This window comes from Streptomyces sp. NPDC002499 (genome assembly GCF_053595415.1).
The window spans coordinates 45,761-58,985 of record NZ_JBSFXO010000001.1; the positions used below are offsets into that span (position 1 = coordinate 45,761).

The window sequence follows — 13,225 nt, forward strand, 5'->3', positions numbered from 1 at the left end:
AAACGATTGACGAGCCCAGAGGGGGACTCTAGTTTCTCGACTATCGATAACCGATTGGAGTTCGATGTCGAACCGATCCAGATCCCGCGGCGCCGTCCTCACGGCCGCCGCGGTCTTCCTCTCTCTCGGCTCGGGCGCCCTCGCGACCAGCGCGCAGGCCGCAGTACGGCCGCACACCTTCCACGTCTCCCCCAGCGGCTCGGACCGGCACGCGGGTACCGAGCGGTCGCCCTTCAGGACGATCCACCGCTGTTCCGCCGTGATGTCCGCGGGTGACCGCTGCGTCATCGAGTCCGGCACGTACCACGAGACCGTCGCCCCGGCACGGAGCGGGACCGCCGCGGCGCCGATCACCTACACGGCGGCTCCGGGCGCGCGGGTCGTCGTCGACGGCGCCGACCCGGTGAGCGGATGGCGGTCCGTCTCCGGCACGGACCTCACAGCCCTCGAACGTGACGACCCCTTCATGGCCGGTTCCGACTTCGCGACCGCGGTCGCGACCGGCAAGGTCTACCAGGCGCACGTCAAGATCAACCCGCAGCTGACCGGCAACCAGGTGTTCTGGAAGGGCGCGGCGCAGATCGAGGCCCAGTGGCCCTACCCCGGCGACAACGTGAGCGCTCCGACGCTCGCCTCCGCGCAGTCCGGCACCACCGACAGCCTCTCCGACACCGCCCTGACGCAGCCCGCCGGCTTCTGGAAGGGCGCACAGCTGACGGCGCACAACTGGTTCGTCAGCGAGACGGGTACCGTCACCGACTCGCAGGTCGGCACCATCACCGCGGCGGGCCTGCCCACCTGCGTCGGGCTGAGCCCGAACCAGAGCACCAACTACTCGCTCAAGGGCAAGCTCGAACTCCTCTCCCGACCGGGCCAGTGGTTCTACCAGGCCTCGGCCCACACGCTGTACCTGTACTCGCCCGACGGGTCGAAGCCGTCCGCCGGCTCCGTGGCGGCCAAGCAGCGCGCCGTCGCCATCGACCTCAGCGGGCGATCGCACATAACCGTCAAGGGTCTCGGGATCCGCGGTGCCACCGCCCAGACCTCCGCCTCCTCCACCGGCGTCGTCCTCGACGGCATCGCCGCGCACGACATCTCCTCCGACGCGGAGTTGAAGCCTGACCCGAACATGGTCACCGAGCCCGACGGCTGCGCGGTCCTGACCGCGGGCGAGACCACGTCCGGCATCCTGCTCAAGGGCCACGGCAACGTGATCCGCGACAGCCTGATCGACGGCAGCACCGGCAACGGCGTGGTCGTGTCCGGCAGCGGCAACACCGTCGAGAACACCACGATCCTGCACGTCGACACACTGGGCAGCTACGCGGCGGGCGTCAACGTCCTCGGCTCGGACCACAAGATCGTCCACAACACGGTCCAGAGCACCGGCCGCAGCTCCATCAACATCGACAACAAGGTCGCCGGCTTCACCTCGCCGGGCCACACCATCGCCTACAACGACCTGTCGGACTACGGCAATCTGGTCGTGGACGGCGGCGCCGTCTACGTCTGCTGCTCGGTGAACCTGGCGACCACGGTGATCCACCACAACCAGCTGCACGACCCGTCCCCGTTCGCGCACACCGCACCGGCGCCGGGCGTCTACCTCGACAACAGCACCTACAACGCGACGGTGTACGACAACGTCGCCTGGAACCGCACCACTTACGGGGCCGTCCTGATCAACCCCAACGGGCAGAGCACCTCGGGCAACCGGATCTACAACAACACCTCCGGCACCGACACCAACGTCGCCAGCACCTTCGGCGGCACCTTCTCGGACACCGAGATCGTCAACAACATCGGCGTCACCGGCACCGGCCCGGGGATCACGAACTCCAACAACCTCACCCCCGTCAGCTCCGCCCAGTTCACCAACCCCGCCGTGAACGACTTCACGCTCAAGGCGGACTCACCGGCCCGCAACGCGGGAGTGGTGCACCCACCGGCGACGGACGGCTACCGGGATCCACAGCCGAGCCTCGGCGCCTACCAGTACGGCGCGCCGAAGTGGGTCGGCGGAGCCACCAGGGTCGGCAAGCAGGTGGAGGGTGAGTCCTACACCTCCAGCAGCGGGGTCAGCAACCACGCCGCCGGCTCGGGCACGGTCGTCGGCAGCTTCGACGGCGGCGACTGGATCGGCTACGACAACGTCGACTTCGGCCCGGACGCGGACCTGTTCACCGCGTTCATCGGCGTGGACGACCCCTACGCCGGCAAGGGCATCGAGATCCACCTCGACTCCGTCACGGGGCCGAAGATCGGTACGTTGCACGTCGCGAGCACCGGCGGTTTCGACACCCTCTCCGTGCAGTCCACGTCGATCACGCCCACGAGCGGGCATCACAAGGTCTACCTCGTCGCACCCGGCGGACAGCCCGGATTCGGCAACATCGACTACTTCTCGTTCAACCACGCGGGCCGGTGACAGGGAGGCCTTCTGGACGGTGGCTGCTCGGGATGCCGGACGTGCGGAGACGTCGGCCGGGCTCGGCACCGAAGATCCACGCTCGTACTCATGACGTGGCATTGATGAGCACCACGCACTGCTGCTTCCTGTGACTGGAAGACACGGAGGGCGATGCCGGACGGCGTCGCCCTCCGTCAGCTCGTCTACGGCGCTGTGAAGAGCGCCGGGAAGCGTGGGCCCAGCCACGGCTTGCGGCCCCAGACAATGACCTTGGCTCGGGCCATGACGGTGGGGGCGCTCCAGCGGCCGAGGGCGAGGAGGAGGAAGGCGACGGGATCGATGGCGATCGTGCAGTCGGGGCGTCGGGGCGGGGTGTCGGTGACCGTGGGCACGCCGTCCACGAAGGTGACGGCAAAGCGGTCGCGGCCGGTCCGCACCAGGTAGCAGGCCTGGTGGTTGGCCGCGCCGGCGCTCACCACGCGCGGCATGGCCAGTCGCATGAAGGGCAGCGTGAACCTGACCACCTCCCGGTCGACCATGTGCGGCCCACGCAGCGCGACCGCGATGTCGTAACCGTGCCCGAGCAGGTGCGTGAGCAGGTACGAGCCCAAGGTGGCCAAATCCATCGGCCCCATCGGCGTCAGCACCGCTTCCCGCGGGCTGCGACCTGCCGCGGCCGCGACGAAGGCCCGGGCCTGGGCCGCGATCTCTGCACCGAGAACCGCGGGATCTCGCTGCGAAAAGGCGGCCAGGGAGGCGCGGTTGGCCGCCGCCAGTCCGGCCGGCGACCCGTCACCGTAGGGGCGGTTCTGGCCCGCCCCGATGTCCGCCATCAGCTTCCCCGCCAGCGCGAGGTGCGCCGCCGCCTCCCCCACCGTCCACTCGGCGCCCCGCAATGGCGTCCGCGGGTCAGCACCCGACCCCAGCAGCGCCGCGATCCGGTCGGCGGTGGCGACAATGGCGTCCTCGAGTGTCATGAACGCGATCGTGTACGTACCTGGACGACCTGTCCAGTGTCCGGCCGGGCCCGCTGAAAAGACGGCAGTCCACGTTCGTAGCCCCCCACCGTGTTCCGTCGGATCTCCGTTCACCTTGAGGGCGGGAAGACACGAACCTCCCGCGAGGCGCAGCACCGGGACAAGAAGGAGCAGCGACGCGGCCGGCTCCGGGGACGGCAAGGTCTGCCGTCCCGGCCGTCGCCACTCGAACGGCCCACCCTTATCGCGGCTCCCGGACGGCGAGCCGACAGTGAGGGGACAGCGCACTCTGGGCCCGCCATCGGCCGACGGCTGATCCCATCAGTCCGGGAGAATTCATGTCCGTCTACTTGTACCGCCTTGCCCGCTGGGCCTTCCGACGCCGGCGCACCGTGCTCGCCGTGTGGATCCTCGCCGCGGCCGTGGCGATCACCCTCTCGGTCGTGGGCGGCGGCAAGACCGACAACACCTTCACGGTCCCCGGCACAGAGTCGCAGCGGGCCACCAATGTGCTCAAGGAGAAGCTGCCGGCGCTGAGCGGTGGCCAGACCCAGGTCGTGTTCGCGACCCATGGCAGCACCAAGGTCACCGACCCGTCCTACAAGGCCGGTATCGAGGCCGCGGTCAAGAATCTCAAGACGGTGCCGCAGGTGGGCCTCGTCACCGACCCGTTCGAGTCGAAATCCGTCTCCAAGAACGGCCAAGTCGCTCTCGGCTCGGTGCAATTCAACGCGCAGCCGACCGATGTGAAGGCATCGACGCTGGACGCGGTGAAAGCCGCCGTCGTGCCGGCGCAGGACGCCGGTGTCGAGGTCGAGTACTCCGGCAGCGTCTACCCCGGCTGGGAACTGAAGATCTCCGAGTTGCCGGAGATGGTCGGCATCCTGGTCGCCTTCGTGATCCTGACCATCACCTTCGGTGCGCTGATCGCCGCCGGACTGCCGATCCTCACCGCGATCATCGGCATCGTCGTCACCCTGATGAGCATCAGCGCGCTGGCGTCCGTCATGACCATCGCGTCGACCTCGACGACGGTGGCGACGATGCTCGGACTGTCCTGCGGCATCGACTACGGACTGTTCATCCTGGCCCGGCACCGCAACAACCTGCTCACCGGTATGAGCATCGAGGACTCGGTGGCCCTGGCCGCGGGCACGTCGGGCAGCTCGGTCGTCTTCGCCGCGCTGACGGTGATGATCGCCCTGTGCGGACTGTCCGTGGTCGGGATCCCCTTCCTGACCGTGATGGGCCTCGCCGCCGCGGGAGCGGTGCTGGTGGCGCTGCTGATCGCGCTGACCCTGATGCCCGCGATGCTGGGCTTCGCGGGGAACAAGGTGGCGAGGTTCATCAGTACGCCGCTGCGCCCGGGTCACCACGAGAACGTCGCCCAGATCGCCGCGACCGAGCCGGAGCGCACGTTCGGAGCCGCCTGGGCACGGTTCGTGGTGCGCTTCAGGGTGCCGCTCCTGATCGGCGGGGTCGCCCTCCTCGTCACGCTCGCCCTGCCCTACACCAAGATGGAACTGGGGCTGCCCAGCGGATCCTCTCAGCCGAAGAAGAACACCGCGCGCAAGGCCTACGACCTCACTACCGACAACTTCGGGCCGGGCTTCAACGCCGCGCTCCTGGTGGTCGCCGACGGCGTCCCCGATGCCAAGGCGGCGGCTCCGATCACCGCCGGACTGGCCAAGGTCCCCGGTGTGGTGTCCGCCGCACCGATGGCGTCCGGCAATGACGTCACCGTGATCCGGGTGATCCCCAGCACCGGCCCGAACGACCAGGAAACCACCCATCTGGTCAACCGGATCCGAGACGACCGGTCCACGCTGGAGGGAAACACGGGTGCCGCCATCCTGGTGGGCGGCACCGCGGCCTCCAACATCGACGTGTCGAGCAAACTCTCCTCGGCACTGCCGGTGTTCCTGGTCGTCGTGGTCGGTCTGGCCTTCATCCTGCTGACGCTCGCGTTCCGGACGATCCTCATTCCGATCAAGTCGATCATCGGCTTCCTGCTGTCGGTGTTCGCCGCCTTCGGCGCGCAGGTCGCGGTGTTCCAATGGGGCTGGGGCGAGCGGCTGTTCGGCATCCCGCCGAGCGAGACCATCAGCTTCCTGCCGATCCTGATGCTCGCGATCATCTTCGGTCTCTCCAGCGACTACGAGGTGTTCGTCGTCTCCCGCATCAAGGAGGACTTCACCAAGAACGGAGACGCCCTCAAAGCCGTGGAGCGCGGCACCGGCCTCGCGGCACGCGTGGTGACCGCGGCCGCGCTGATCATGTTCAGCATCTTCGTGGCCTTCATGTTCACCGACGACCCGACCATCAAGGCCATCGGCTTCAGCTTCGCCGTCGGCGTCCTCCTGGATGCCTTCGTGGTGCGGCTCACCCTGGTGCCCGCGCTCATGGCCATCGTCCGCGCGAAGATCTGGTACCACCCGAGATGGTTCGACAAGTACGTCCCTGACCTGGACATCGAAGGTGACCGCCTTCAGCACCAGTTCGGCACGAGCGCTTCCCCTCCGCCCGCGGACGAACCCACGACGGTCCGCTGATACGCGCCTGACCCCGCCGCGTTGCCGGTGGGCAGCCCTCTACGGCCTGGCCACCAGGGCCACGAGGCGCCTGCCCCGGGACATGACCCTGACGTCCGCCGCCGCGGCGCGTCACCGATCTGGCCGCGGTCGAGGGCGTCACCCAGCCCGCAATGACCGCCATGGTCCGGGTGATGGAGGAGTCCGGCCTGGTCGAACGGCGGGGCGATGCGTCCGACAAGCGGGTCACGCTGGTGTGCCTGACCGAGGACGGCGCCTCCCATGTCCGGACGCGGCGCCAGGCCGGCGTCCACGCGTTCGAGCGGTTGATCGGCGAGCTCACCAGCGAGGAGGTCGAGGCGAAGGCGTTCCTGGTGGCGCGTTCCGAGGCGCGGCTGCTGGTCCTCGCCCTGGTGTTCATCGCTCCGGTCGTGGGGGCGGTCGCCGGCCTCGGGACGCCGCGCGTCCGAGACCAACCCCTAAGGGCTCGTAACACGATCTTGTCGGGTCCCTGGGCAGCCAGATGTGATCGTGGACCATGACTTGTGGGCGGTGATTGAGCAGATGCCGGCGAGCCGGCCACGGGAGGCTTCCGTCCCGAACTCGCTGTCGACCTGGTAGAAACGCTGCGAAGGGGAGGAACATGGGCGGCTTCAAGTGTGGATGCGGCAACATCTTCAGCGGTTCCCACAACCCAGGTCAGCAGTTCCGGCTCGTCCCTGATGAGCTCTTCGACCAGATCGCCTGGCCTGCTCCCGCCGATCTCGACACTCACGAGCGGCAGCGTGCCGTGGAGGCGTCGTTCTCGTCGCTGTACGTCTGTGGCAACTGCGGGCGGCTTCACAGGGATGGCGAGAGCGGAACGGCCATCTCGTACGTCGCCGATGTCTCCCTGCCTCGCATCTGGGCCGATTTCTCCCTGCGGGACGGCATCGGTCGAATCCTCCTCTGCCAGGACAGGAGCCTTGCTGACATCCGCCGCCAGAAGCTTCTCCTCAACCCGCCTTTGCCTGTGGTCCTCTACGACGAATCGGGTGTTGAGGCGTTGGGGGAGGCGGAGTTCGGCCTGGATGCTTCCTGCAGCTACGACGAAACGCTGTGGGCGGTCAGGCTGGATGATCGCCCCTCCTGAAGATTCGATGGCGGGCTCGCGGCTGGGCGTGTCGGCCCGCATCGTGATCATGGACGGGTCTTCTTGAGGCGCCTCCAGCAGATGAGACCGCAGGTAAGCGAGACGAAGGCGTCGTGCAGGTCGAGGCGTCGTTGCCAGCGCACGGCCAGGCGTTTGAAGTGGTGCAGGAGTGAGAAGGGCTGTTCGACGACGTAGCGGAGCTTGCCCAGGCCCTTGATGTTCGGGGCACCCTTGCGGGAGATCACTGGCAGGATCCGGCGACTGCGCAGCTCACGCCGGTTGGGGTTGCCGTCATATCCCTTGTCGCCGAGCAAGGCGTCGGGCCGGCGGCGGGGTCGACCGGGCTTCCCAGCAACCGGCGGGACGCCGTCGACCAGGGCCAGAGTCTGGGTAACGTCGTTGACGTTGGCCGCGGTGGTGATCACCTTGAACGGGGTGCCATGGCCGTCGCAGATCAGGTGGTGCTCACTACCCGTCTTCCCGCGGGCGACCGGCGACGGGTCGGTTGCCTCGCCCCCTTTTTCGCGCGGATGTGGGAGGCATCCACGCAGGCCCGGGTCCAGTCGAGGGCGTCGGCCGCGTTCAGCTCGGCGAGCAGGAGATGGTGCAGCTTCTCGAAGACACCGGCCTCGTGCCACCGGCTCAGCCGGCGCCGGCAGGTCTGGCCAGAGCCGAAGCCCAGCTCCAGTGGCAGCAGTTGCCAGCTGACATCGTTGTAGAGCACGTACAGGATGCCCTGCAGGCACAGCCAGTCATCGACCGGCTTCAGCCCAGGAGCCTTCTGCGGCCAGGGCGGCAGCAACGGCTCGATCAGTGCCCACAGTTCCAAGTGAGCTCCACTCGTCCCAACACTGGAGGTTCCATGCCCAAGGGCTACTGGGTCAGCGCCTACCGCACCATTTCAGACCTTGAGAAGCTGGCTGCGTACAACGAGCTGGCCGCTCCGGCCGTGAAGGCCGGGGGTGGTCGGGTCCTCGTCCGTGGTGGTCGGGTCGTGGCGCATGACGCCGGAATCGCCGAGCGCACCGTCCTGATCGAGTTCGACAGCTTCGAACAGGCCGTCGCGGCGCATGAGAGTGCGGCCTATCAGGAGGCGCTGGCTGCACTCTCCGACGGCGTCGAGCGCGACTTCCGCATCGTCGAGGGCCTCGACTGAACGAGGTCCGGTCGCCCGGCAGGCCGAGCACCTCGCCGACGGCCCGGACCGTGACCCGCCCGGCTGCCTCCCGCACGATGGCCACCAGCCGCTGACAGTCCTGCGGCGGCACGTCGAGGTCGATACCGGCGGCGCGGGCGGGGATCAGCGGCACCGACCCGCCACCCCCCAGGTCTCCGGTGCCGGCGGCGCGAGCGACAGGTACCCCCGAAACCCTGCTCGCTGATCCGCCGCACGACCCGCGCGATCACCACCAGATCATCACGCTCGACCCGCACATCGGCCAGTTGCTTGGCCAGCACCCATCCCGGAACCAGGACCGGGACTCAGGCCGCGACGAGCTCCTGCTCGCGGTCCGGCGTCTTGACCTTGGGCTTCTTGTTCGGCAGCGAGAGCCGGAAGACCTTGTGCCACGCGGAGAACACCTGCTTGGGCAGCGGCCCGGTGACGTACTCCAGCTCGTACTTCTCGAACAGTGCGCGCACCTTCACCGCGACCTCGGCGTACCGGTTGCTCGGCAGGTCCGGGAACAGGTGGTGCTCGATCTGGTGGGAGAGGTTGCCGGTCATGAAGTGCATGGCCTTGCTGCCGCTGATGTTCGCCGAGCCCATCATCTGGCGCAGGTACCACTGGCCGCGCGTCTCGCCCCTGATCGACCGGCGCTCGAAGACCTGCACGCCCTCGGGGAAGTGCCCGCACATGATCACCGAGTGGGTCCAGATGTTGCGGACCAGGTTCGCGGTGAACGTGGCGCCGAGCGTGGTGAGGAACGACGGGCCCGACAGCAGCGGGTGGATCACGTAGTCCTTGAGCACCTGCTTGCGGATCTTGCGGCCCACGGCCTTGGCCCGCGCGCGGAACTCCGGGTTCTTGCGGCGGCGCTTGTGCAGGTTCTTGCCGAGTTCCAGGTCGTACGCCGCGATGCCGTACTCGAAGAAGCAGGCGTTGAGGAAGTTCCACAGCGGCTGGCCGAGGTGGAAGGGGTGCCACTTCTGGTCCTCGTCGACGCGCATGATGCCGTAGCCGAGGTCGTTGTCCTTGCCGATCACGTTGGTGTACGTGTGGTGCAGCTCGTTGTGGGAGTGCTTCCACTGGTCGGCCGGCGAGACGTGGTCCCACTCCCAGGTGGTGGAGTGGATCTTCGGGTCCCGCATCCAGTCCCACTGACCGTGCAGGATGTTGTGGCCGATCTCCATGTTGTCCATGATCTTCGCCACGGACAGCCCGGCGGTGCCGATCAGCCACGCGGGCGGGAAGATCGAGAACAACAGCACGCCCCTGCTGACCAGTTCGAGCTTGCGCTGCGCCGAGATGACCTTGCGGATGTAGGCGGCGTCCTTCTCGCCGCGGTCGGCGATCACCTCGTCGCGGATCGCGTCCAGCTCGCGGCCGAGCTCCTCGATCTGCTCCGCGGTCAGGTGGGCGGTGGGGTCGATGGCGGTCAAGGTGCTCCTACCGTTCGATGTCACAGGGGCCCGCGGCGGCGGACACGCAGGTCTGGATGAGGACGCCCGGCTCGGCCTCGGTGATCTCGCCGGTACGCAGGTCGCGGACGGCGCCCGCCTTGAGCGGCGAGACGCAGCCGAAGCAGATGCCCATGCGGCACCCGGAGGGCATGAGCACGCCGGCTTCCTCGCCGACGTCCAGCAACGGCGTGGCGCCGTCCGCATCGACGGTCCTGCCGGTGGCGCTGAACGTGACCTCGCCGCCGTCGCCCGCGACGACGATGCCGGGGCGGAAGCGCTCGATGTGCAGACGCTCTTGTACGCCGTGCTCGGCCCACTGCTTCTCGGCGGCGTCGAGCAGGCCCGTGGGCCCGCACGCCCAGGTCTCGCGCTCGGCCCAGTCGGGCACGAGTTCGTCGAGACGGGCGATGTCGAGCGTGCCGTCCGTGTCGGTGTGCACCTCGGTGAGCCGCAGCTTCTTGTCCGCGACCAGGTCGTGCAGTTCCTTGCGGAAGATCACGTCCTGCGGTCGTGGCGCGCAGTGGACCATGACGACGTCGTCGAACTCGGTGTCGCGCAGCATGCCCATCACGGGCGTGATGCCGCTGCCGGCCGTCAGGTAGAGCACCTTGGCGGGCTTGGCCCGCGGCAGCACGAAGTCACCGGTCGCCTGGTCGAGCTGGATCAGCGTGCCCGGGCTGGTCCTGCGGACCAGGTGGTTGCTGACCTTGCCGTCCTCGATCGCCTTCACGGTGATCGTGACGCGGCCGTCCTGGCGGTTCGTCGGCGAGGTGAGGGAGTAGGCACGCCACAGGCGCACCCCGTCGACGTCGACCCCGATCCGCACGTACTGACCGGCCGTGTGGCCGCGCCAGCCCCGTCCCGGCCTGATCACGATGGTCGCGGCGTCCCCCGTCTCGGGGTGCACGGCTTCGATGCGCCCCCGCAGGTCGGCGCCCGCACGCAGCGGGCTGACCAGGTCGAGGTAGTCCGACGGCAACAGCGGCGTCGTGACCATCTCCAGCAGTTTCCACGCCCTGCTGCGAAGGGCTGCACTCGTCATGGCTCCAGCTTGCTGTGCCGCAGGGCGTAAAGTCCTGTCCGTAGGACGTGAATCTGGTCGGCCGAATTGTTCGCAGGGAACAAAAACGTGAGTCATGCAATCCGGAGGGCCAGCGAACTGGCCCTGGACGAGACGACGGTCACCGCGCTTCGGGCCGCGCTGAGGACCACCGCCGACGAGGTCGTCGAGGCGATCATCGACGAGGTCCCTTCCTACGCCAACGCCCTTTCGGGCCGCATGGGCGTCACCATCCGCCGAGCCGTCCGCACCGCCCTGGGCAACTACCTGGACCTCGCGAGCGGGAACGCCACGGGCGGTGACGCCGGTGACGCCGCCTACGAGCTGGGCCGCGGCGAGGTGCGCGACGGCCGTTCGATGGACGCCCTGCTCAGCGCCTACCGCGTCGGCGCCCGCGTGGCCTGGCGAGGCCTGGCGGCGGGTGCCGTACCCGCGGGTCTGCCCGCCGCCGAGGTCGCCAAGTTCGCCGAGCTGACCTTCGCCTACATCGACGAACTCTCCGCCGCGAGCGCCGCGGGCCACGCCGACGAACTGGCCGCCCGGGGCAGGGACCAGGAGCGCCACCTGGAACACCTGGCCCGCGATCTCCTCTCCGGCGCGAGCCCGGACGTACTGCTGGCCTCCGCTCAACGGGCCGGCTGGCAGCCGCCGGTATCGCTGACCGCGGTCCTGCTGCCCGCCGCCCAGGCCCGGCCCGCCTACCGCGCGCTCGACCCGAGCACCCTCGTCCTCGACGATCTGCCGGACGCCACCGGTGTGTTGCTCGTCCCCGATGCCGACCGGTCGCATCTCCTGCGGCAGTTGACCGACCGCACCGCCGTGGCCGGCCCGGCCCGGCCATGGACGCGAGCGTCCGCCTCGTACGCACGAGCCGTACGCGCGCGCTCCCTCTCCTCCGACATCCGCGACACCGAGGAGCACCTGCCCGAGCTGGTGCTGAGCGCCGACGCGGACGCGTTCGCGGACCTGCGGGCCCGAGCCCTCGCACCGTTGCGGACCTTGCCCGCCGCGACCGCGCAGCGGCTGGAGGAGACGTTGCGGGCGTGGCTGCTGCACCAGGGCAGACGGGACGAGGTGGCGGCGGCGTTGTTCGTCCATCCCCAGACCGTCCGGTACCGGATGTCGCAACTGCGGGAGCTGTTCCCGGATCTCGCATCGCCACAGCGGGTCCTTGAACTGACGCTGGCGGTCGGTCTACGCGTCAGTTGACGCGAACTTCGACCGTCCACGCCCGGGTCCGCGAGCGGTCCAGGACGACCGACCGGGCCGGCCCGGCACACCGCGCAGGGGATGATGGGGACGGAATGACGGAACGTGAGGTCAGGAGCTTCCATGACGAAGCGGGTTCACCGACCCCGTGAGGACGCGGAGTTCAATTTCATCCTCGGGATGAGCAGAGTTCCGGTCCTCGCATACTTCACCGGGACATGGCCCAAGGCAGTCGAGCCCTGCCGGGTGATGGACCTCGTCGTGGGTGACGTCGCCGACGAGTACACGGGCCGCGTGACGGCCGTGCGCACCGACATCACGCGCTGTCCGGCCGCGACCGAGCGATACGGGATCACCGGAGCTCCGTCCTACGTCCTGCTCAAGGAGGGCGAGGCGGTGGCGCACGGCACAGGGACCATGACCATCGCCGAGGTACGGAAGCTCCTGGACGACCACCTGTGAGCGGCCGCTGAGGCTGGCAGGCCTGCGAAGCGCGGAAGCCGCCATCGGTCATGTAGACGGGGTGACCATGACGAACGGCGGTAGACCACTGGTATCCACCACTTTGTGGGACAGTCTTCTCGCTAAACTTGTCGTTTAACCTCGCAGGCCGGTCACGGTGCGGTCCCGGGGCCTGTCGCTGGCCAGCCTCCCAGTGCGGAAGCGAGCCGGTCCTGGAGTGCCGGATCTTGCACTTCGCTGGCCAGGCGATATGCAATGGGCCCGATTTGCCAGCCGGCGTGATGGTCGAAGTGCGGATAGGGCCCGGCAACGTTGTGTGCGAGCTTGCCTACCAGTTCAGCGAGTCGGAAGACCAGATGTTCCGCCAGTCGGTCTTCGCCGCCCAGACTGCTCAGGCGAACGCGATCGAACAATTCGCGGCCACGACTCCACTGCGTTTGGTCAGCGGCCATCTCCAGAGCTGCTTCGACCTCAGGAGTCCTCCCCAGACTCAGTGATGCTGCCTCAAGGACGTGGCCAGCCCATGTCACTGGGTGCTGCTGCCGCTCGAACAGAGATCGTCCCCATTGGTGGATGTCGTTCGCTCTGTCGCTGCTCATTTCACGATCATGATAACGTTGAAAGTTAAGAACAATGGTGTTTGGGGCGGTTCGGCACTGCGTTCAGGCCGACGAGAACTTGATCGATGCTTCGCAGTCCAGTGGACGCGTTCGCGGCCTTCGTCTGATCCTGCGCTCCGTCACAGAGGCAGAGGAACAGCGCGAAGGCCATGCTCGTAGGCTTGGTGCCTTGCGGGACGCGTTTGCGGAAGTGACACACTTC

11 protein-coding genes and 1 pseudogene are annotated in these 13,225 nt (G+C 68.2%); 7 read left to right on the plus strand and 5 right to left on the minus strand.

Going from position 1 to position 13,225, the window contains the following annotated elements; all coding sequences use genetic code 11:
* The first annotated feature begins 64 nt into the window (after nucleotides 1-64).
* Nucleotides 65-2,428 (plus strand): carbohydrate-binding protein, encoded by a 2,364-nt coding sequence (locus tag ACWD5F_RS00215; RefSeq protein WP_451249534.1) that lies wholly within the window; start codon nucleotides 65-67, stop codon nucleotides 2,426-2,428.
* A 185-nt stretch (nucleotides 2,429-2,613) separates the two neighbouring features.
* Here the strand turns inward: ACWD5F_RS00215 and ACWD5F_RS00220 are convergent, their stop codons facing one another.
* Nucleotides 2,614-3,387 carry a maleylpyruvate isomerase family mycothiol-dependent enzyme gene (locus tag ACWD5F_RS00220; protein ID WP_451249536.1) on the minus strand — a complete coding sequence of 258 codons (774 nt, stop codon included), beginning with the start codon at nucleotides 3,385-3,387 and terminating at the stop codon, nucleotides 2,614-2,616.
* A gap of 338 nt (nucleotides 3,388-3,725) precedes the next feature.
* On the opposite strand from ACWD5F_RS00220, the gene ACWD5F_RS00225 reads away from it, so the two are divergent.
* From ACWD5F_RS00225 to ACWD5F_RS00235, 3 genes are all read left to right on the plus strand, one after another.
* Nucleotides 3,726-5,939 carry an MMPL family transporter gene (locus tag ACWD5F_RS00225; protein ID WP_451249538.1) on the plus strand — a complete coding sequence of 738 codons (2,214 nt, stop codon included), beginning with the start codon at nucleotides 3,726-3,728 and terminating at the stop codon, nucleotides 5,937-5,939.
* Nucleotides 5,940-6,091: 152 nt separating this feature from the next.
* Nucleotides 6,092-6,460 carry a MarR family winged helix-turn-helix transcriptional regulator gene (locus tag ACWD5F_RS00230; RefSeq protein ID WP_451249540.1) on the plus strand — a complete coding sequence of 123 codons (369 nt, stop codon included), beginning with the start codon at nucleotides 6,092-6,094 and terminating at the stop codon, nucleotides 6,458-6,460.
* Between the two features lie 101 nt (nucleotides 6,461-6,561).
* Nucleotides 6,562-7,050, plus strand: coding sequence for a hypothetical protein (locus ACWD5F_RS00235; RefSeq protein WP_451249542.1), 489 nt, complete (start codon nucleotides 6,562-6,564; stop codon nucleotides 7,048-7,050).
* Between the two features lie 47 nt (nucleotides 7,051-7,097).
* Here ACWD5F_RS00235 and ACWD5F_RS00240 read toward each other — a convergent pair.
* A pseudogene (locus ACWD5F_RS00240) lies at nucleotides 7,098-7,879 on the minus strand (IS5 family transposase).
* A gap of 33 nt (nucleotides 7,880-7,912) precedes the next feature.
* On the opposite strand from ACWD5F_RS00240, the gene ACWD5F_RS00245 reads away from it, so the two are divergent.
* Entirely contained in the window at nucleotides 7,913-8,206 is a 294-nt protein-coding gene (locus ACWD5F_RS00245) for a DUF1330 domain-containing protein (protein ID WP_451249544.1), read from the plus strand.
* A 326-nt stretch (nucleotides 8,207-8,532) separates the two neighbouring features.
* Here ACWD5F_RS00245 and ACWD5F_RS00250 read toward each other — a convergent pair whose 3' ends face one another.
* A complete protein-coding gene (locus ACWD5F_RS00250; protein WP_451249546.1) occupies nucleotides 8,533-9,651 on the minus strand; it encodes a fatty acid desaturase family protein in 1,119 nt (372 codons plus the stop codon).
* A gap of 7 nt (nucleotides 9,652-9,658) precedes the next feature.
* Entirely contained in the window at nucleotides 9,659-10,714 is a 1,056-nt protein-coding gene (locus tag ACWD5F_RS00255; protein ID WP_451249548.1) for a ferredoxin reductase, read from the minus strand.
* 87 nt (nucleotides 10,715-10,801) lie between these two features.
* Here ACWD5F_RS00255 and ACWD5F_RS00260 point away from each other — a divergent pair, with 87 nt between their 5' ends.
* Nucleotides 10,802-11,941 carry a PucR family transcriptional regulator gene (locus ACWD5F_RS00260; protein WP_451249550.1) on the plus strand — a complete coding sequence of 380 codons (1,140 nt, stop codon included), beginning with the start codon at nucleotides 10,802-10,804 and terminating at the stop codon, nucleotides 11,939-11,941.
* A 123-nt stretch (nucleotides 11,942-12,064) separates the two neighbouring features.
* Nucleotides 12,065-12,403, plus strand: coding sequence for a thioredoxin family protein (locus tag ACWD5F_RS00265; RefSeq protein ID WP_451249552.1), 339 nt, complete (start codon nucleotides 12,065-12,067; stop codon nucleotides 12,401-12,403).
* 152 nt (nucleotides 12,404-12,555) lie between these two features.
* Here the strand turns inward: ACWD5F_RS00265 and ACWD5F_RS00270 are convergent, their stop codons facing one another.
* Entirely contained in the window at nucleotides 12,556-13,002 is a 447-nt protein-coding gene (locus ACWD5F_RS00270) for a hypothetical protein (protein WP_451249554.1), read from the minus strand.
* Between the last annotated feature and the right edge of the window lie 223 nt (nucleotides 13,003-13,225).